The organism is Agarivorans sp. QJM3NY_29, assembly GCF_050870835.2.
In the GTDB taxonomy this organism is placed as follows: Bacteria; Pseudomonadota; Gammaproteobacteria; order Enterobacterales; family Celerinatantimonadaceae; genus Agarivorans.
Genome location: NZ_CP194036.2, coordinates 2,378,232 through 2,398,623, shown reverse-complemented (window position 1 = coordinate 2,398,623; position 20,392 = coordinate 2,378,232). Strand labels below are relative to the sequence as shown.

At 43.8% G+C, this 20,392-nt stretch carries 15 protein-coding genes; 4 read left to right on the top strand and 11 right to left on the bottom strand.

All coding sequences use genetic code 11. From position 1 onward, the window contains the following. Window positions 1-36: 36 nt before the first annotated feature. Window positions 37-1,455 (bottom strand): DNA recombination protein RmuC, encoded by a 1,419-nt coding sequence (gene rmuC, locus ACRRS0_RS10980; protein ID WP_432453173.1) that lies wholly within the window; start codon window positions 1,453-1,455, stop codon window positions 37-39. 116 nt (window positions 1,456-1,571) lie between these two features. Between rmuC and ACRRS0_RS10975 the strand changes: the two genes are divergently transcribed. Beyond that, window positions 1,572-1,856 carry an HlyU family transcriptional regulator gene (locus ACRRS0_RS10975; RefSeq protein WP_432453174.1) on the top strand — a complete coding sequence of 95 codons (285 nt, stop codon included), beginning with the start codon at window positions 1,572-1,574 and terminating at the stop codon, window positions 1,854-1,856. Window positions 1,857-1,868: 12 nt separating this feature from the next. On the opposite strand, the gene ACRRS0_RS10970 is transcribed toward ACRRS0_RS10975, so the two are convergent. Beyond that, window positions 1,869-2,669, bottom strand: a complete 801-nt coding sequence (locus tag ACRRS0_RS10970) for a response regulator (RefSeq protein WP_432453175.1) — start codon at window positions 2,667-2,669, stop codon at window positions 1,869-1,871. Window positions 2,670-2,816: 147 nt separating this feature from the next. Here ACRRS0_RS10970 and ACRRS0_RS10965 point away from each other — a divergent pair, with 147 nt between their 5' ends. Then, window positions 2,817-3,674, top strand: a complete 858-nt coding sequence (locus ACRRS0_RS10965) for a tetratricopeptide repeat protein (protein ID WP_432453176.1) — start codon at window positions 2,817-2,819, stop codon at window positions 3,672-3,674. Between the two features lie 57 nt (window positions 3,675-3,731). On the opposite strand, the gene tamB is transcribed toward ACRRS0_RS10965, so the two are convergent. Both tamB and tamA read right to left on the bottom strand, forming a co-directional pair. Then, the gene (tamB, locus tag ACRRS0_RS10960; protein ID WP_432453177.1) at window positions 3,732-7,472 is read right to left on the bottom strand and encodes an autotransporter assembly complex protein TamB; all 3,741 of its coding nucleotides are present in this window, start codon (window positions 7,470-7,472) and stop codon (window positions 3,732-3,734) included. After that, window positions 7,469-9,163, bottom strand: coding sequence for an autotransporter assembly complex protein TamA (tamA, locus tag ACRRS0_RS10955; RefSeq protein ID WP_432453178.1), 1,695 nt, complete (start codon window positions 9,161-9,163; stop codon window positions 7,469-7,471). The genes tamB and tamA overlap by 4 nt, the downstream gene beginning before the upstream one ends. 162 nt (window positions 9,164-9,325) lie before the next feature. Between tamA and mobB the strand changes: the two genes are divergently transcribed. Both mobB and ACRRS0_RS10945 read left to right on the top strand, forming a co-directional pair. Beyond that, window positions 9,326-9,844 (top strand): molybdopterin-guanine dinucleotide biosynthesis protein B, encoded by a 519-nt coding sequence (mobB, locus tag ACRRS0_RS10950; RefSeq protein WP_432453179.1) that lies wholly within the window; start codon window positions 9,326-9,328, stop codon window positions 9,842-9,844. A gap of 57 nt (window positions 9,845-9,901) precedes the next feature. Further along, on the top strand, window positions 9,902-12,040 hold the full coding sequence (locus tag ACRRS0_RS10945; protein WP_432453180.1) for an FAD-dependent oxidoreductase: 2,139 nt from the start codon (window positions 9,902-9,904) through the stop codon (window positions 12,038-12,040). Between the two features lie 23 nt (window positions 12,041-12,063). Here the strand turns inward: ACRRS0_RS10945 and ACRRS0_RS10940 are convergent, their stop codons facing one another. The 7 genes from ACRRS0_RS10940 to bioB form a co-directional block, all read right to left on the bottom strand. Then, on the bottom strand, window positions 12,064-14,550 hold the full coding sequence (locus ACRRS0_RS10940; RefSeq protein ID WP_432453181.1) for a putative bifunctional diguanylate cyclase/phosphodiesterase: 2,487 nt from the start codon (window positions 14,548-14,550) through the stop codon (window positions 12,064-12,066). Continuing rightward, entirely contained in the window at window positions 14,543-15,454 is a 912-nt protein-coding gene (locus ACRRS0_RS10935; protein WP_432453182.1) for an ABC transporter substrate-binding protein, read from the bottom strand. Before ACRRS0_RS10935 ends, ACRRS0_RS10940 begins: the two co-directional genes overlap by 8 nt. 275 nt (window positions 15,455-15,729) lie before the next feature. Next, complete coding sequence (gene htpX / locus ACRRS0_RS10930) at window positions 15,730-16,602, bottom strand: protease HtpX (protein WP_432453183.1); 873 nt, start codon at window positions 16,600-16,602, stop codon at window positions 15,730-15,732. Window positions 16,603-16,693: 91 nt separating this feature from the next. Next, on the bottom strand, window positions 16,694-17,389 hold the full coding sequence (gene bioD, locus ACRRS0_RS10925) for a dethiobiotin synthase (RefSeq protein ID WP_432453184.1): 696 nt from the start codon (window positions 17,387-17,389) through the stop codon (window positions 16,694-16,696). Beyond that, entirely contained in the window at window positions 17,382-18,152 is a 771-nt protein-coding gene (gene bioC / locus ACRRS0_RS10920) for a malonyl-ACP O-methyltransferase BioC (protein WP_432453185.1), read from the bottom strand. The genes bioD and bioC overlap by 8 nt, the downstream gene beginning before the upstream one ends. Further along, window positions 18,149-19,312, bottom strand: a complete 1,164-nt coding sequence (gene bioF / locus ACRRS0_RS10915; protein WP_432453186.1) for an 8-amino-7-oxononanoate synthase — start codon at window positions 19,310-19,312, stop codon at window positions 18,149-18,151. The genes bioC and bioF overlap by 4 nt, the downstream gene beginning before the upstream one ends. Then, on the bottom strand, window positions 19,312-20,364 hold the full coding sequence (gene bioB, locus ACRRS0_RS10910) for a biotin synthase BioB (RefSeq protein WP_432453187.1): 1,053 nt from the start codon (window positions 20,362-20,364) through the stop codon (window positions 19,312-19,314). Before bioB ends, bioF begins: the two co-directional genes overlap by 1 nt. Window positions 20,365-20,392 lie beyond the last annotated feature (28 nt).

Sequence of the window (20,392 nt, the reverse complement as noted above, 5' to 3'; positions counted from 1 at the left end):
AAGCACTGCCAATACGAATACTTGGCAGTGCTACCCTCACGCCCCTTCATCTGACAATTTATTGTTTTCCAAAAAATTATCCGCTAGCGATTTGCTTGAACTAATTTGTAAGTCTTTCAATTGTTGAGCCTGCCTAATCAAGTTGCCTTTGCCTGAGCTAAGTTTATTCATCGCACTGTGATAGCTATCAGAAGCTCGCTGTATTTGTTGGCCATGTGTCGTTAAATCTTCAGTAAAAGCGACAAACTTATCAAATAACTTACCAGCGCGTTGCGCAATGATTTGTGCATTCTGTTGTTGATGTTCACTGCGCCATAAATTCTGAATGGTTCGCAAGGCAACCATCAAACTACTAGGGCTCACTAGCAAAATATTGGCTTCAATCGCAAACTTAATTAACTGGGGATCATGCTCCAGCGCGCTAAGGTAGGCACCTTCAATCGGCACAAATAGTAATACGTAATCTAAAGAGTTCAGCTGATATAAGGTTTGGTAATCTTTTTTACTTAAACCAATAATTTGCTGACGTAGGCTTTTAACATGTGCCTTTAAAGCACTACGCTGCTGCTCTTTGTCTTCACTATTAAAATAGCGCTCATAGTCCACAAGGTTGACTTTTGAGTCGACGATCACCGCTTTGTCATTCGGCAATTTAACCACAACATCGGGTTTTATTTTCTGGCCGTGTTGGTTTACCCCCATCACTTGAGTGTGGTACTCATAACCTTCTCGCAAACCAGAAGATTGCAAAATTTGCTCGAGGATCAATTCTCCCCAATCCCCTTGCTGTTTATTATCGCCTTTAAGTGCTTTAGTTAGTTTTACCGCATCATCACTCATTCGCTGATTGAGTTGTTGCAAAGTGACGATTTGATCTTTTAGTGAATGTCGCTGTTTGGCTTCATTCTCATAACTGCTTTGAACTTGTTGTTTAAAACCGTCTAACTGTTGTTTTAAAGGTTGCAATACCGCTTCGATACTTTGCTTACTTTGTTGTTGTAATTCTTGACCTTTTTCCGAGAAAATTTTGTTAGCTAACAGCTCAAACTGAGCACTCACTCGAGCTTCGCTCTGTTCTAGGTAACGGATCCGATCTTGTAAGTTAAGGTCTTTTTGTTGCAACAGCGCACAGCGTTGCTGCTCGCGTTGTAACAATTGTTGGTTAGCTTGAAATTGCTCTGACAACTCGCGTAAATGATGGAGTTCATTTTCACAAGCTGCATTCTTTAACTGTTGCTGATGAAGACTTATAGTCGCGTCTTCCAAAGCTTGGCCCGTGGTAACTAATTGAGCACTCGTTTGCTCAAGCTGTAATTTCAATCCAGCGAATTGTTCCTTCATCGAACGTCGAGAAAGCTGCCTTTGTATATAAAGCAAAATCACTAACAACAATAGGCAGATGGTCGATAGACCGCTAAATTGACTAAACTGGGATGAAATAAACTCTAATATCACGGTAATTCCATTGCGCTTAAGATGAGATGCTCGTTATCATGCATCATACCTTAGGGTGAGGGCTAAACGCGCCGTCGCACTAATATTTTTAGTTTAATTTTAGGAAATTCACTAAGATGAGTATTTTTTCGGCATTTAAGAAATTATTTGAATCTACACCCACACCAGCCAAAAGCTACCCTGAGCAAGAATATAAAGGTTTTATTATCGCCGCCTGCCCACAGTCAGCCAATGGTCAGTATCGTGTCTCAGCAATGATTAGCAAAACCATTGCTGATGAAGTAAAACAACATCATTTTATCCGCTCCGATACCTGCGCCAGCGCTGAAGATGCAGCAGAACTGGCGGTGCATAAATGTAAAACTTTCATCGATCAAATGGGTGATCAGATCTTCGAATAATGGCGGAATCACTTATTGATGGTCAAACAAGCTCGCTAAGACTTGTTTGACAACATCAATATCAAAAGGCTTATCGACTAAAGCTGAGACACCACTTTGACGAACTCCATCAAGCTTCGCGCCATTATTTTCCGATGTCACCATCAAGGCAGGAATATCACAAAACCTTGGATGCTGTCGCAAAGACTCAATTAGAGCCGCCCCATCCATCACCGGCATATTGTAATCAGTAATCACTAAATCAACTGGATGCTGTTCAAGCAAAGCTAAGGCTTGTTGTCCGTGCTCAGCCACCAGCACCTGACGAATACCGATGTTTTCCAGCACTTTAGAAATGTGCCGCCGCGCGGTTTGGCTATCGTCGACCACCAAAATTCGTTTGCTTGAATAATCAATATTAGCCAGATAAGAAGCATCCGGTTCTATGTAACTAATCGTCGCCTGTAATGCGGCTAACAAATGAGTAAATTCAAAAGGCTTCGGTAAAATTGCTATCACCCCTGCCTGTTTAATCGCATCTAGGGTATGGTGGCAGGCTTCACTCGAAATCAACATAAAGGCGATATCACGGCTTAAGTCGTTAGCGCGTAACTGTTGCACTAAATCCGTCGCGGTGCCATCCATAAAGTACATCGAGCTTACGACTAAGTCGGGGGCACTCTGAATTGCCAAGTTCACCGCTTGTTGGCAGTTTTCAGCCATTAAAAAGTTATCAATGCCCGCTTCGTGAAAACGAGTGCGTATGATATTGCGCTGCATATTAGATGGTTCGACCAATAAAATTGTAAGATCGCCTAACGACAAAGATTCCATCACGTCCTGTTAGAGTAAATTGAACAGATGCTTAGTTTACCTGTTAAATTTCCGCATTATTATCGCTAATTTGCTAATCTTGGTCTTTGACTTGAAAAACTAGCGATTAATCACCAAATTAAGCTTAAATAATTTTTAGGAAACACTATGCAGCCGAGTACATCTGTTATCGATATTAGTTTCGAAAACGCCCAACAAGTATTAATAGAAGGGTCATTCAATCAAGCCGTGGTGGTTCATTTTTGGTCACCCGCTAGTCCTCAATGTGAAGCACTATTCCAATTATTACAAAATATTCACCAACAAAGCGACGCTAGCTTTATTTTGGCGCGCTTGAACATGGATGAATTAGCCCAATTGGCTCAACAGCTGGGAGTGACTCAAGCACCCGCCGTGGTTATTTTAAAAGAAGGACGCCCAGTGGACGGTTTCGCTGAGATCCCCGCCCCTGAAGTGATTAGTGAAACCATTGGTCGTTATCTGCCTCCCCCTGAAGAACAACTGTTCAATAAGGCAAAGGCTCTGTTAGCAGAAGAACAACCCGTCGAAGCTTTAATGCAGATTCGTCAAGCGCATCAACTTGCTCCGCAACGCAACGACATCATCTTAGTATTGATCCAAGCCTTGTTAAATAATCAGCAGACAGAAGAAGCCGAACGACTATTAAATGGTTTGCCTTTAGAAGAGCAACAAGCCGATTATCACGCTTTAAAAAGCCAATTGGAATTATTGCAAGCAGCTGCCGACAGCCCGGAAATAAAGGCCTTGGAAGCGAAAATAAACAGCCCTGAAGATAATGAACAGATCCGCTTAAACTTAGCCATTCAATATTCACAAGCAGGGCGTAACCAAGAGGCCTTAGAATTATTGTTTAGCATATTACAAAAAAACCTAGAAAGTCTCGATGGTCAGATCAAAAAGAACTTTTTAGATATTTTGGCGACCTTAAATGGTGATCCTCTGGCCTCTCAATTTAGACGTAAGTACTTTAGCCTACTCTACTAGACGGCTCTTTAACCCAAGCCAATATCTACTTATATTGGCTTGGATCCATTTTGTTTTTTACTCCAAATGAAACTCATAATAGATGTCCAAGGCACTATTTAGGCCAGAGAAGGCTTCAATAAACAACTTCGGTAATAGCTCATACTTCACGGTCAATTCATTCACCGGATCAAATACTCCCATCCCATAACGCACCTGCACTCCGGGTAATATATAAGCGCTTACCTCAACCTGAGTAGCACTACCAGAGCCTGCTGTCGCTAAGGACAAATCTTTAACCCCCAGAGTATTCCCAACATTGCCAACCAAACCACCAGCACGATTAACCCCAGCGCTCAACAACATTGCAGAGAGAGCATTACTATCTTGTTCGTTATCGCCTAACGCACGTCCACGTAACAAATATGACAACATTTCATTCTGCGACATCGCAGGATCAGAGTATAAGTTGACTTGAGGCGCATCGGCCAAACCGACAACCTTGACGCCCACCGTAACATCGTCTGAAATTGTGGCGGGATTTCGGATAGCTTGAAAATCTAAGTAAGGTTGATCTAAAGGTCCGGTGAACATTAACCAACCCTTCTCTATGATAAGGTTTTGACCATAAGCCATAAACTTACCGTCAACGAGTTCAATCCGTCCATTTGCAATCAAAGGCTCTGTGGGCTGTTGTTTCAAATTTAACTGCCCCTGCAAGCGAGTATCTAATCCAAGAGCTTGTAAACTCAAACTATCGGACAAGGTAACCGTCACATCCAAAGAGGTATGCTTGGTGGTCGGAGTCCCACTCTGCTCTTCCATCACCATCGCATCATTTGACTCAGTTACCGCTGACTCAGGTAAAGACTTCACTTTTATTTCGCCTTCATCCACCCTAACCGTGCCACCAACAGCTATCAAACTATCGCTAATAGCCACCGTTATATTTGGCGAAACAACAAGGTTTGCATAAGGATCAACATTGACTAACAGTTTATCGGCGGTAAAGTCGATGTCACCGAGTAATTTGTCATTTGGCCATGTAAATCGACCTTGCCAAGTTGCATCTCGGCCATCGCTACGAAAACTGCCATTTAAACTTGCCGTTTGATTATTAAAGATCAGACGACTTTGCAGCTGCTCTATCGTTAAAGGAATATCGGGGCCACTGACTACTCCTTCGACAAGCTTAATTTCTCCCTGCAACTTCGGTGATTTAAGTTTGCCCGCGACGCTCACAGTTCCATTCACCTGGCCTGACAAATGATTCAACGCTTCAACAAAAGGTAACAAGGGAGATAGCTGCAGATCTTCTAAGCGAAGCTCGGCTGCAAGCTCACCATCACGTAGCAAATCGGCATTCCCCTGAGAGCGAATCGTTCCTAATTGCTCCGATGACAAGCGTGCTTGCCAACGTAAGCGCTGGTTTTCGAGATCCGCGCTCAGATCCAGTTGTTGATACGCCAAACTTAAGTTTTCGTTTTCATGATGCCTTAGCATGCGACCCGGTGAAAATTTGAGCTTAAGTTTCCCTTTTTTGGGTCGCCATCGATTCAAGCTAGAATCGAGGTGCAAGGAGGCGCGGCCTTCTAATGCTAGTCCTTCCGGCATAAACAATTTAAGGCTGGCAAAATCGAACTGTTCAATACTTAAATCGAGTGTACTATTCCCATCACTGCTTAAGGGCGCGTTCAAACACAACTGGCTCGGTCGCTTACTCCAGCAATGAGCACCAACGGTGGCTATTCCCTCAACCAAGGTTAAATCAATCGGCTGAGACAAAGACCAAGTCCCCAGCTCCGCTTCTATATCAGCATCACTGACTTGCCCATTCCATTGCTGCAAATCTCCTTGACCCTGCAATAACATACTTAATTTACGAGCAACTTGCTCAAGCTTAAGGGCTAACTGCTGATGACTTTTGTCACTACTATAGTTGATACTGGCATTGTCAATTACCTGCTCTGCTAACGTCAATCGGGACAAATTCAAACCAAATTTTCCCGTCAAACCCGAGTCTAAATTCAACTGACCTTTACTACTGAGTGAATCGAGACCAAGCTGCTTAGTTTCAATATCATCGGCTTGCAAGGCCCAATCGATGAAAGGCTGATGAAGCGGCCCTTTCAGTTTTAAATTTAAGCCTGCGCGCCCCCCACTCAACCAAGGCAGTTCTGCCAACTGGGGGGTATCTAGAGTACTGTTCAAGCGTAGTTTATCACCGACAAGATTTACGTCGGCAAGTAATTGACTGTGACCCAAACGCAAGTCTAAATGGCCTTGGTTAGTTTGCCCCTTCAGGTTTCCCTCAGCCGTTAATGATGTGCTTAAGGGTAGCTCAAACCAAAGGCCAGTAAAATCGGCTTGAGAGACTTGCCATTGTTGCTCACTGAGCTGCGCGTTGAGCTTGCCATCTATTTTAGGTAATGCAAACTCTTCACTTAGGGCCAACCAATGATGAAGCGCTAATTGCTCTATATTGAGCGAAACCTTGGCTTGCAACTGAGCTTGCCAGGATGCCGAACCTTGTAACTGAAACCCGCCCAGAGATTTAGGCTTCGCTGTCGATTCTGGCGCCACTGTTGACGAATTTTCCGGCGGCGCATCCAACAATTCACCAAGCATTGAAAACTGTTCTATTTGGCTTAAATTTCCTGTCACTTTCCCGTTTAGCCACAAGTCCTGTAAACCCGAAAGCTCACTTTGCCATTGTAAATGATACTGCTTGAGTCCGCCTTCGGCATGAAGCTTGAAACTGGCCAGTGAAAGTTGCTCGGACAATAATGGAAATTTCTGTTGCAACTTGGCGTCTAATTGGAAAGGAATATTTGGCTTAAGCCAAGCGCTCTGTAACTGTAGCTCTGCGGCCAACCAACCACGACTGTGAATATCGCTGACTAAATCAGTACCGTCGCCGTGTAACGAAAATTCGATGTCAAGTGGCTGCTGCTCTACTTGCATCTTCCAAGAGCCGATTAATTGTGAAGCAAAACTCGCTTGAAAACCCTGACGACCACTCAGGTCTAACTCGCCCCAAGGGCTAAGTAAGTGCAGCGCCTGAATATCTACCGATGAAAAACCGACTGTCGCGGCGAGTGTCAACTCAGGAAACAGGTAGTCATTCTGACCGTCATTGACCCGCCCCTGACTAAAACGAAGTTGCTTCACATTCACCTGATAAGGCAGGCTAATATCGGGTAATGATATTGTCAATGTATCGGGGAGCGGCGAGCTATTTGGCTGAGTTGAAGTAGTATTAAGCTGAGATTCTGGCAGAACGACTGCCCATTGCTCTAGCAATAATTGCTCAAGCTCGATCGTCTGGTGCTGCCAGTTTGCCCGCAAATCCAACTGATGCCAGCTAAGCGCGACCCCGTCTAGATTGAGTAAGGCATCCCCTGCATTCAATCGCTGTAAAACAAAAGGAACTGGCGGCGTCCATATTGGCGAAGTGCTTGGTGCAGGCTCAGTGGTCGACACGCTAGCCGCCATCACCTCGGAATCAAGATCAAGCCTAATACGGCTTGTATCCAAGTGATCGATACAGAGCTGGGTTTGACTAATGCACACCCAATCAAAGCCAAGCTTGAGCTGGTTTAACTGTACAGTCAAACCTGGTTGCTGCCAAACCACTTGCCGAGCTTGAATACCTTGATAGAAATTGCCCTGAGGCTGAAGGATCGTTAAACCATCGACGGCCTTCGACACTTGCACTAACAACCACTCGGTACTTGGACTAAATGATAGCGCAATAATCAAACTAAAAAGCACCGCACTCACGGCGATGACCACAAACTTAATACATTTAAAGATCATAAATCGGGACCTATAGAGAAATGCAATCTCCAGGGATCGGATTCATTTTGCAAACCCTTAGCGATATCGACACGTAAAGGACCGATTAAAGTGATCCAGCGGATCCCCATGCCAACCCCAACAGATGTTGGCTCAGAAAAGTCATTCGTTGCGGTACCTGCGTCAACAAAAGTGGCGACTCGCCAATTCTTGGCAAATTGGTAATTGTATTCAGCACTACCAGTGACTAGGTATTTTCCCCCAATCAACTGGCCTTGGTTATTTGTAGGCGAAATGGTTTTGTAATCATAACCACGGATACTTTGGTCTCCACCGGCAAAAAAGCGCATCGAGGCTGGAACATCACTAAGGTTGTCGACTAACACCCCACCTAAATCCACACGCAATAACAAGCGATGCTTTTGATATGCGCGTAACCACTTGGCTAACGAGGTATACCGCAGCAACTCGACGTCAGAACCCCAGTAAGGGTGTCCAACTTCAATACTGGCTTGTAGATTATCTCCCCAATAAGGGTCAAGACCGCCTCGAGTGCGCAGCCTAGCCCAATTAACCCCAGGTAATACCAAATTACTAACCGATTGCTGATTGGCCTGCACATATTCTTCATGCTGCCATTTTACAAAAACCGACGGAGTCCAACCATTATCCCAACTCCATTGGCGGGTGGTAGAAATCACAATCTTGTCACTCTCGGTATCATTGGTTTTTTCAAGCAGATATCCCGCTTGGATATCGAGATAATCATCCACCGGATTGTTCATAGGAATACGGTAAACAAACAATGCACTCTGCTTCGGTTGGGCCGCTTCCAGCTCAAAGCTAAGACTATGCCCCTTGTCATTGACCCAAGGTCGATTCCATTTCAAACGAACTCGAGGTCCTATGTCGGTGGTGATCCCGCCTCCCACTTCAATGGTGTCTCTGGGCTTCAAGCCCAAGTCAACCAACAGATCAATCTGTTGATCATGACGATTATCCAGATCCGGTCGCACCGAAATCAGCTGAAAATAGTCAGTTTCCCCTAAACGCTGATTAAATTGGCCCACCTTTTTTGCATCATATTTATCCTCTTGCTTAAAATCAGCAAGATTGGCAAACATTTGCTGAGGTAAATCAGGATTGGAAAAAATAATATCGCCAAAATGGTAACGCGGACCAGAGTCGTAACTCAGAAAAATATCGGCAGTATTCTGCTTGATACTAATTTTAATCTCAGCCTGGCTATAAGCCGCATCAAAATAGCCATAACGAGAAGCCAGACGATTTAACTCTGCTTTCAAGTTATCGTAAGCAACATGAGAAAACGACTGCCCCTTTACCAATCCACTGTTTACAATTACTTTTTTAAAACGACTATCACGCGTTGCAGCACCAGTTAAATCAATGTTCAATTGATTGACCAGCAACGGTTTTCCCACCTCTACCGCCACCAAAAATCGCTCCTCATCGGTTCGGCTTACCAAAATTTTACTTTGGTAATAACCTAAAGCACGTAAAGCATTTTTAGTTTGTTCAGTACTGGCGCTGATGATGCGTCGATCACTACTATTCTCGGGGAAAGTTTGCGCCTCAAGGTAAACCTTCACATTGTCTTTCAGTGAACCATCGAGTCCTTGATAGTCAAAGTCTAGCGCTTTTACCGAAAAGGCAATCATCACAACAATTATCGGCAATAAACGACCAAGCAAGCCAACATTCCTTATTAAGTTTTATGCAGCGCTCAGTTTAATGTTTTTTAAGCAGTTTAAAACTACTTATCGAAAGTGAATGGTAAATTCCGACAGAAATTAAACTCGAAAAGTATCCTCCGCCTCGCTAAGCTAGATCGAAACCCTTTCAGGACAGGTTCAATGAGACAAAAATGGCCCAAACCAGTGTTAGGCTTGGCGGGTTATAGTGGCAGTGGAAAAACCAGTTTACTCTGCCAGGTATTACCTTTGTTAAAGCAACGAGATTTGCGAGTCTCCGTGATAAAACACAGTCACCATGAAATCCTTTTGGATAGACCCGGTAAAGACAGTCATCGTTTATTTAACAGTGGTGCCAACGAAGTAATTCTAGCTTGTCCTCAGCAACGTTATCACTTTAGTCAGCAGCATCAGAGCGAGCAGCTAGAACAACAACTACAATGGGTACAATGGCAACAATGTGATTTGGTTTTGGTGGAAGGCTATCGGGAAAGTAACATCGATAAAATTGAAGTTCATCGTCCGGCACTCGGTAAAGCGCTACTCTACCCTAACGACCCCAATATTATTGCCCTAAGCTGCAATGAGGCCCTTCATGCACCTTTACCAGTACTTGATTTAAACCAAGCATCACAGGTTCTAGATTTTATTATTGATTATCTCAGCCAAATATCCGAGTGAAAGAATATCATTCAGTTAAGGGTCTATTAGGGATAAGCACTTACCATAGAGCAAAATATGAATAAAAATAAATGGGTTGTAGTTGTCATCCTCGCCTTGATAATAGCAACAGCAAGCTGGTTTGACCTAGGGCAATGGTTGAGCTTTTCCACGATTAAGCAGCAACAAGCAGAATTACAAACCATCGTTGAGCAACACTACACCTGGTCTTTGCTTGGCTATTTTCTGCTTTATGTTTTAGTGACTGCCTTTTCGGTTCCCGGCGCGGCGTTATTAACGCTATTAGCCGGCGCCTTATTTGGCGTGGTAAATGGAGTGATCCTCGTGTCATTTGCCAGCACCATCGGAGCAAGCCTTGCTTTTATCGTGGCCCGCTATCTATTAAGAACCAGTTTAGAACGCCGTTATACCCACAAATTAAAAGGAATCAATCAAGGCATTGAAAAGGAAGGAGCCTTTTATTTACTTAGTTTACGTTTGATTCCTATTTTCCCATTTTTTTTAATCAACTTAGTGATGGCACTCACGACCTTGCCCTTGCGTACTTTTTACTGGGCGAGCCAAGTCGGCATGTTTCCGGCAACTCTTGTCTATGTAAATGCTGGCACTGAACTGGCTAAATTAGATGGCTTAGCTGGGATATTATCCCCTTCTCTAATATTGGCGTTTAGCCTGCTTGGTTTACTGCCCTATATCAGCCAAGCTTTGATCAAGCGTTATAAACAGCAACGACTATACGCTCGCTTTGCCAAACCCAAGCAATTTGACAATAACCTCATCGTGATTGGTGCTGGTGCTGGTGGTTTAGTGAGTTCTTATATTGCAGCAGCAGTTAAAGCGAAAGTGACTCTAATAGAAAAACATAAAATGGGAGGCGACTGCTTAAATACCGGTTGCGTCCCCTCCAAAGCGTTAATCCGTAGCGCCAAGTTTGCATACCAAGCGCAACAGGCGCAGCACTTTGGCTATCAACAAGTAACCGCCAAGGCAAATTTTGCAGAAGTCATGCAGCGAGTCCACAGAGTCATAAAACAAGTCGAACCGCATGATTCCATCGAACGTTACACGAATTTGGGCGTTGAGTGTTTACAGGGAGAAGCTCGCATTGTTAGCCCATGGGAGGTTGAAATAAATGGGCAGCGGCTCACCACAAAAAACCTTGTGATAGCGACGGGGGCCCGCCCACTGATTCCTGCAATTGCAGGCTTAGAAAACATCGACTATCTCAGCTCTGATACCTTATGGAAGTTAACTGAATTGCCGCAGCGCTTATTAATCTTGGGCGGAGGTCCAATTGGCTGCGAGCTCAGCCAAAGTTTTGCTCGGCTCGGTTCACAGGTAAGTCAAGTTGAAATGGGCGAGCATTTATTGCTTCGTGAAGATCCTGAAGTCAGTGTTATCATCGAACAACAATTTACCAAAGAAGGTATCCACTTGTACTTGGGGTGGAAAGCGACCCAATTTATCCAACATAACGGCGAACAAAGCGTCATCTTAGAAAAAGATGGACAGCAACAACAACTGGTATTTGATAAAGTTATTTTAGCCCTAGGCAGAACCGCGAATACCCGAGGCTTTGGCCTTGAAGCGCTAGACTTATTGCTCGCGCCACAGGGCACCATAGCAGTCAACCGCAAACTACAGACTAATTATCCGAACATCTATGCCGTGGGAGATGTCGCAGGTCCCTATCAATTTACCCATTTTGCAGCTCATCAAGCATGGTATGCAGCAGTAAATGCACTGTTTGGCCGCTTTAAAACCTTTGCCGCAGATTACTCGGTGATCCCTGCCGCAACCTATAGCTATCCTGAAGTAGCCCGTGTTGGACTCAACGAACAGCAAGCAAAACAGCAACAAATTGCTTATGAAATTAGTCTATTTCAGCTAAAAGAATTAGACCGCGCAATTGCAGACGGTGAAACTCAAGGTTTTATTAAGGTACTTACGGTTCCCGGCAAAGATAAAATCTTAGGTGCAACCATTGTCGCTGAACATGCAGGTGAACTATTAGCCGAATTTACCCTCGCTATGAAACATAAGCTAGGCTTGAACAAAATACTGTCAACTATTCATGCTTATCCAACGCTCATGGAAGCCAATAAATATGTCGCCGGTGAATGGAAACGAAATCATGCACCGCAAAAATTACTCAGTCTATTGGAGAGATATCATCGATGGAATCGAGGGGCTTAAGCTTCAAAAACCGCACCATCAGATCAGGCGGTTTCAGCCTGATCTATAAACAAACGATCTTCAAAGATTTCTGGCTCAAGTGCTTCACTGAAATAGAAGCCTTGATAAACCGTGCAGCGACGATATTTTAAGAATTCCAGCTGATACTCAGTTTCGACACCTTCCGCAATAACTTCAAGCGCTAAGTTCTCAGCCATTGAGATAATCGTGGTAATAATCGCACACTCGCTGCCACCACTATGCAGTTCACTCACAAAAGACTTATCAATTTTAAGACAGTTAATTGGCAATTTATTTAAATAGGCCAAAGAAGAGTATCCGGTACCAAAATCATCCACCGAAAAGCGTACCCCAATATCACGCAGCGCTTGTATTTTGGCCACCGTTTCCTGAACATCGTCCACGAGTACCCCTTCGGTGATCTCCAATTCAATCAGTCGAGGGTCACAGCCAGAACGCTGAATAATATCTAAGGTTTCTTTGATAAAGCTATCGCGATGGAATTGATTAGGACTGACGTTAATCGATAAGGTTTTAAAATTATCGGGTAAACCGCGATCTTGCCAAGTTTTTAAGGTTTCACAGGCGCTGCGCATCACCCATTGACCAAGTAATACAATCAATCCACTCTCTTCCGCCAGAGGAATAAACCGACCCGGCGAAATCCAACCCATTTTAGAATCAAACCAACGCAATAAAGTTTCTGCGCCAACCATTTCATAATTAGCGTTATAACGCGGTTGAAAATAGGCGACCATATCTTCTTTTTCTACCGCTTCACGCATCATGCTCGTAAGCTGATGCCGCTCTTGGATCTCATCTGCCATTTTCGCGGAGAATACATGCACACTAGAACGCGCCAAGTCTTTGCCGTGATACAGCGCAATATCGGCTTGGCGAAGAATTTCTGTGGCATTGCTGTCGAGATTAGGAAATAGAGCGACGCCAGTCGTTAAGTTAAGGCTAATTTGATTCCCTTTAATCACAAACTCTTTATGGATCACCTTAGCTAAATGTACTGCTAACTCTGAAGCTTTTGCCTTCGCTTGTTCACGGTCACTAGATAAGTTGGGCACCAGTAAAGCAAATTCATCGCCCCCTAAACGAGCCACTGTTTCTCCACTATTACGCCCTTCCCTTAAACGATGAGCAATCAGCCTCAATAGTAAATCACCGGCGGCATGCCCCAGCATATCGTTAACGTTTTTAAAATGATCGATATCCAAATAAATCAAGGCACCAATTTGATTACTTCGGCGTCCACGCTCAATTTCCAAATCAAGATTTTCAATCAATTTTCGCCGATTAGATAAGCGTGTAATATCATCATGGGAAGATTGAAAGCGCACTAACTCTTGCGCAGAACGAACCTCAGAAATATTTGTTTGAGTACTGATCACTCGAGAAGGCAAATCCCGTTCTGTGCGCTCAACGACCATACCTCTTGATAAGACCCAAAGATAATGCCCGTCTTTATGTTTAATCCGGTGCATCGCTTCATAAACTTTGGTGTTCTTTTTTAGGTGTTTTCGTAAATCATTCAAAGTTTTATCTAAGTCTTCAGGATGAATTCGCGACTCCCACTCTTCTATCTTTTCGCCAATCTGTCCATCTTGGTAACCCAACATAGACTTCCATTGGGGGGAGTAATAGACCGTATTACTTAATAAATTCCAATCCCAAATCCCATCACCCGAGCCATTCAACGCAAACTGCCAGCGTTGCTCACTACGTTGCAACTGAGCAAAACTACAGTGGATCCCCTCAGCCATTTTACTAATGGCAAGTTCTAAGGCACCGAGCTCTCCTTGACTATTCGCAATAATCGAAGTGCTATTATGGGTTTGTATTTGGGTGGTTTTACCGACCAATTTATTCAATGGATTGACCAGCACGCGACTTAACATTGATACCAACAACAGCATCGCAATCGCCATATAACTAAAACTTTTAATCGCCTGATCAAAAATGATTTGACGCTGCACCAACCAGCTATCTTTAAGATTAAAACTAAAGAAAATTGCGCCCTGCTCTGCTCGGCGTAAACTATCTTCCCGAGGGCCCATATCTAAGGGGAAATACAAATTCACCTGCCACTGTTGCGGTAATATTTGGCTGATAGGAGTGCGCTGCTGTTTGACTTGAGCGAACATCTCAGCATTAAAATAATTGTTATTGTCAGCCGCAAACACATTTTTTTCGGAACGATGGTTAGACAATTGAACCAAACCTTGAGGATCAATCACCTGCAGTGAATCTAAATGTTGGTTTAAAGACACTAAGCTAATTTGACGTTCGGCAATATCCCATTGATGACGCGACAAACTATCAGACAAACTTTGCTGTAGCTGATAACCAATATTGAGTAGACGTTGGGTCGCTTGAGTCGCCAATTGTTGATGCTGTTGGTTAAGTGTTCCAAGCAACAGTAGACCTTGAGCAATCAGTAACAAAACCAGTGCAAAACTTGGAATTACAACGCTAAGAGAGATCCTCTTTAATCTAAACACCGGTTAACTCCATCAACCATTCACTCGAAAAATTATTAGATAAATCAGGAATTCGGTGAATTAACTCGAGCTCAGCCATACGCTGCGCCTTAAGGTGAGCATGTTTGAGAATAGATTGATCTGAATATAAGGCAGCACTTTGCTGAGCATTCAGGACTTGGATCTTACTATAGGCTTGTTTAACTTCTTTGCTATAAAGCTGAGTTCGCTTGGCAATTAATTTAAAGCCTTCCCGAGAATGTTGTTCTAACCAAGAGCTGGCAGAATAAAAGTTATCAAGCAAACTAAGAATATGCTGATGTTGCTGTTTTAATACTTCATTACGAACCACCAACACTCGATAATAAGGCTGTCCATGAGCGGCACTTTGATATAAAACGTTTGCCGAAAGGTTATCGACTAAGCGGCTCTGCAATGGACCAGAAGTCATCACTGCGCTAATTTCCCCTTTACGAAACAAAGCTAATTGCTCATCTAGTTTTGCTTCTACCAACACAAAGTCTTCGGCTTTTAAAGCACTATCTCTGAGCCAATCGTCCATCACCAGTGAAGCCACCGATAGACTTTCGTAGCCAATTCGCTGCCCTTTTAAAGAATCAATATCACGAATCGGCTGCTGTGTGATAAGCGCATCACCACCAACGCTGCGGTCGATCACTGCCACAACTGTAATATCAACACGCTCGGCCAATAAACTAATGACTTCGGTAAGGCTCAAAAAGCCAGCATCCACTTGCCCACTTTTAAGAGCATGCATTACATGACTGGGAGTGGTTAATTCGTTTAGGCTATATTGGTCAAAACCTGGATAAGCAAGTTGCTGAGCGAGATAAATTGATTCAAAGCCGAGCCAAGGCGACACCGCAACGCGCAGAGTTTGAGCTGGTGCTTGGCAAGCTGCCATAACACTTGCCATAAATAGTATAAGCAAGTACCGAATCTGGTTAATCGAAGGTAAGTTAACGCTCATATCCCTAGCTTGTTATGAACTCATCCTGAGTATTTAGTAAAACAGAAGCAACCATTCTGCTTGGCTCAATCGTAAAAAGGAAGCAATCTATTTAAAATTTTCAGTAAACATTACGAACTTAAAAGTTTACAGTTCAAGAATGAGTTCCTAGTCAAAAAAAGCGCCTCACATGCGGCGCTTTATCAAAAAAATATGAATAATTAGTCAAATTAGAGAGCGCGAAGTGCCGCAATACGTTTTTCTAAGGGCGGATGGCTTAACAATAATTCACTCATTGAACGTTTACCGTTAATTCCAAAAGCCATCAACGAACCTTCCATTTCAGGTTCTCGACTTCCACCTAAGCGTTGTAAGGCACGAATCATTTTCTGTTTACCAACCAACTTAGCCGAACCCTCATCGGCGCGATATTCTCGTTGGCGAGAAAACCACATCACGATGACACTGGCCAAGATGCCAAATACCATTTCGAGTACGAACACCGTCGCCATGTAGGCAAACATACCTAAACCTTGACCATTTTGATTATTGTTGCTCATCGTCGAGCTAATCACATTTGCGATAATCCGCGCTAAGAAAATAACAAAGGTATTCACCACCCCTTGAATTAACGTTAAGGTCACCATGTCCCCATTAGCCACGTGACTAATTTCATGGGCGAGAACCGCTTCCACTTCGTCTCGACTCATGTTTTCTAGTAAACCACTACTCACTGCCACCAAGGCAGCGTTACGTTTAGCGCCAGTCGCAAAAGCATTCATGTCTGGAGCATGGTAAATCGCGACCTCCGGCATGCCGATCCCAGCAGCCTTAGCTTGACGCGCTACAGTATTGATTAACCACGCTTCGGTTTCGTTGCGTGGGGCACCAATGACTTGTGCGCCAGTCGATCGCTTCGCCATCCACTTAGACATCAATAAAGAGATAATTGAGCCACCAAAACCAAAAATGGCAGCCATCACCAACAAACCACCGACACTTCGGGTAGAGATCCCCAAAGCCGAAAACACGATGTTCATAACGATACCAAGTATCAATACTACGGCTAAGTTCGTCGCTAAAAACAACAATATACGTTTCATCGTTTGCCTCTATCTTATATGGGAAAATACTACACCATAATATATGGGGTATGGCTCACATTTTTCAATAGTTTAACAAATAATTTCCACTTTATATTGCGCCATGAAAAACCCTCAAATCAAAATAGTTTTCTATTAATTCAGGATTTACCTTTGTTTTATAAGGAATGGTTGCGATGCAAGGTGCCGTAATGGCATTTTTTAAATACTCAATATTTAGCGTCGCTATCTCAGAATCATCACTCAAATGATTGGCAACCCATGCCAATAATTTTACACCGCTAGCCTTAATTGCCTCTACCGTTAGCAAGGCATGATTCAGACAGCCGAGCTTCACGCCAACCACCAAGATCACCGGAAGCTGGTGTTTGACAACCCATTGTGAGAATGTGGCTTGCTGATCGTCAAGCGGAACATGCCACCCCCCAGCCCCCTCAACCAACAAAATGTCTGATTGCGCTTGTAGTAAATCTAAACCGCTGTCCATAGCCGCAATATCAATCGGCGCATTCTCCAAACGGGCGGCAATATGTGGTGCAATGGCCTGTTGTAGTGTCACGGGGTTAACCTGTTGGTAGCTTAAAGGCAACGAAGTGTATTGTTGAATAGCCAAACCATCTTCATTATTCAAACCATCTGGCCCCTGTTCCGCTCCTGCTGCTAACGGCTTGAAACCATTCACCACTAGCTGTGTATTCTGGCGTTGTAAGGCCAGCATCAAAGCGCAACTCACGAGGGTTTTACCCACTTCGGTATCGGTGCCGGTAATAAACACACTTTTAATCATTGATCAGTACTCCATAACACACTTGATAAGTGGCACTCACCTGGTTTTTCTGAGCAAATTGCTGTTGGTAAACTTTCGCTAATTGACGTAGCTTTGCGGCGGTATTTAAGCCTTGTTTTGCATCAACCACATAGTTAGCACCAATTCCCTTTAATTCAGCCAACAAGGCAAAAACATCGGGGTACCACAAAGTACGGGTCTCAGTTTGCACCTGCGGATCAGCAAACCCCGCCAAACGGATTTGCTCATATAGGCAATTTTCAGCCATAAATTGATTTACATGGGGGGTATCGTCAATTTCACACCAAGCTTGTTTAAGTTCCCACAAAGTACCATCAAGTAATGACGAAAAAACACAGATCCCGCCTGGACGTAAAATTCGTTTGATCTCGCGGAGCGCACGACTTAAGTTATTACACCATTGCAGGGCTAAATTCGAAAATACAATGTCTACACTTTGGTCGCTCAAACTAATACATTCCGCATCACAAACCATGGCATAAAAATTATGGTTCTGTTGTTGTGCGTATTGCGCCATTGCGAACGAGAGATCGATGCCCACAACTTGCGATGCTGTCGCTTGCAGCTTGTGCGCAAAATGGCCAGTACCGCAGCCTAAATCAAGTGCCCGAGAGGTCGGTGTTTTAGGCAGATGCATCAATAAATTATCGCCTATATCTCTTTGCAACTGCGCAAAATCATTATAGCTAATCACGGCTTTGGAAAAATGCCGAGCAACCTGCTGCTTATCAATATTCATCATTCAATTCTTAATAAATCAACCAAAGTGTCCAATAAACGAGAGATATCATCAGCCCGATGAGAGCTACTTAAGGTCACTCTCAACCGAGCCGTATTTACCGGAACAGTTGGTGGACGTATTGCACTGACCCAAAAGCCACGCAACTTGAGTTGCTCGCTGATCCATAAAGCGCGCTCACTTGAACCTAAAATAATCGGTTGAATTGCCGTATCTGACTCAAGCAAGGGTAAGCCTAAATCTCTGCCAAGATTTTTAAATAATCGGATATTTTGGTGTAGCGTTTCTTGAAATTCCGGTTCAGTTTGCAGCACTGCGATAGCTTCAGTGACGGCTGCAGCTTGTGCTGCTGGCATTGCGGTAGAGTAGATATAACTGCGATCAAAATTAATCAGATAATCTCGCACCGAACTATCACATAACACCGCCGCACCAGAGACCCCTAAGGCCTTACCAAAGGTTAACATTTGCAATTGAATGTCATCTGCTGCTAAGTCTGCATCTTGAATACTGCCTCGCCCTTGATCACCGAGACAACCCACGCCATGGGCATCATCGACCATTAGCCAAGCATCATGCTGCTTACATAGACGGCTGATTGCATTTAACGGGGCTTGATCCCCATCCATGCTAAATACACCCTCGGTGATCACTAAGCAATTATTCGCCTTACGGCTAGCCAGTAAGGTTTGCAAACGTTCCGTCGAATTATGCGTAAAACGTTTAAACTGAGCAGCGGATAAACTCCCTGCTTCCATTAACGATGCATGATTCAATTTATCTTGCAACAACAAGTCTTGCTTACTGAGCAAAGCTTTAATGATCCCCTGATTCGCGCTAAATCCACTGCTAAATAATAAAGCCGCAGCTTTTCCCTGCCACTCACATAAAGCCTGTTCGAGTTGATGATGTGGTAATTGATACCCGGTCACCAAAGGTGAGCCACCACTGCCCGTTCCGTACTGATCAGCTGCGTTCTTCCAGCCGGCAATAACCTTGGGATGTTGCGACAACCCCAAGTAATCATTACTGGAGAAATTTAAATATTGCTGATCAGAAACCTGAATGAAGCGACCCTGGCCGCTACCGAGGCAAAATCGCTCGCGCACCAGTTGTTTAACTTTACGTTGCTGGACTTGCTGATGAATAAACTCGAAAGCCATTAAGAGGCATCATAAAAGAAAGCATCATCGGCTTGATTCTGTTGTTGAATCAAAGACTGATACAGATCTTGCTCTTGTTCTTCGGTGCCATGCTTGAGTTCTGCCGATTCTGGGCGAATGCCCAATTTATTAAACAACTGTAAATCTTGGTTTTCATCTGGATTTGGTGTGGTTAATAACTTACAACCATAAAAAATGGAGTTTGCGCCCGCCATAAAACAAAGTGCCTGCACCTGTTGATTCATTTCCTCGCGACCAGCCGATAAGCGAACATGAGAGCGCGGCATCATTATTCGAGCGACAGCGATGCAACGAATAAAGTCAAACTGGTCCATGTCTTCAACATCTTCCAACAAGGTTCCCTTGACTTTTACCAACATATTGATGGGTACACTTTCGGGATGACTCGGTAGATTCGCCAGTTGCACTAACAAAGCACTGCGATCGGTGGCGGTTTCTCCCATTCCCATAATGCCACCAGAACAGACTTTCATGCCGGCAGAGCGCACATGTTCTAAAGTATCTAGGCGCTGATCATAGGTACGAGTGGTAATAATTTCTTGATAAAACTCGCGCGAAGTATCGAGATTATGGTTGTAGTAATCTAAACCAGCTTCGGCTAAGCGTTCAGCCTGTTGTTTTTCTAGCATACCCAGCGTCATACAAGTTTCCATTCCCATCTGTTTGACGCCCTCAACCATTTTGACGAGGTAAGGCATATCCCGCTGTTTCGGGTTTTTCCAAGCAGCGCCCATACAAAACCGAGTTGAACCATTCGCCTTGGCTTTTTCGGCTTCTTTAAGGACATGCTCAACTTCCAATAGACGTTCTGTTTTTAGATCGGTCTTGTGGTGAGCACTCTGTGGGCAATACTTGCAATCTTCTGGACAAGCACCAGTTTTAATCGATAGCAAAGTAGAAACTTGAACCTGGTTTGGGTCAAAATTAGCTCGATGTACACATTGAGCTTGAAACATCAGATCATTAAATGGCAGCGAAAACAGCGCATTAACTTCGTTAACAGTCCAATCATGGCGAAGTGTTTGAGTCATAACTAAAACTTTCATTAAATAGAGTATT

Bases quoted from the DNA above. Each gene is read 5' to 3' on its own strand.
- bioD (WP_432453184.1), bottom strand. From the start codon at position 17,389: ATGATTAAAAGTGTGTTTATTACCGGCACCGATACCGAAGTGGGTAAA.
- bioF (WP_432453186.1), bottom strand. From the start codon at position 19,312: ATGGCTTTCGAGTTTATTCATCAGCAAGTCCAGCAACGTAAAGTTAAA.
- ACRRS0_RS10975 (WP_432453174.1), top strand. From the start codon at position 1,572: ATGAGTATTTTTTCGGCATTTAAGAAATTATTTGAATCTACACCCACA.
- bioC (WP_432453185.1), bottom strand. From the start codon at position 18,152: ATGATGAATATTGATAAGCAGCAGGTTGCTCGGCATTTTTCCAAAGCC.
- bioB (WP_432453187.1), bottom strand. From the start codon at position 20,364: ATGACTCAAACACTTCGCCATGATTGGACTGTTAACGAAGTTAATGCG.
- ACRRS0_RS10965 (WP_432453176.1), top strand. From the start codon at position 2,817: ATGCAGCCGAGTACATCTGTTATCGATATTAGTTTCGAAAACGCCCAA.
- ACRRS0_RS10945 (WP_432453180.1), top strand. From the start codon at position 9,902: ATGAATAAAAATAAATGGGTTGTAGTTGTCATCCTCGCCTTGATAATA.
- ACRRS0_RS10970 (WP_432453175.1), bottom strand. From the start codon at position 2,669: ATGGAATCTTTGTCGTTAGGCGATCTTACAATTTTATTGGTCGAACCA.
- ACRRS0_RS10935 (WP_432453182.1), bottom strand. From the start codon at position 15,454: ATGGCAGCTTGCCAAGCACCAGCTCAAACTCTGCGCGTTGCGGTGTCG.
- mobB (WP_432453179.1), top strand. From the start codon at position 9,326: ATGAGACAAAAATGGCCCAAACCAGTGTTAGGCTTGGCGGGTTATAGT.
- tamB (WP_432453177.1), bottom strand. From the start codon at position 7,472: ATGATCTTTAAATGTATTAAGTTTGTGGTCATCGCCGTGAGTGCGGTG.
- htpX (WP_432453183.1), bottom strand. From the start codon at position 16,602: ATGAAACGTATATTGTTGTTTTTAGCGACGAACTTAGCCGTAGTATTG.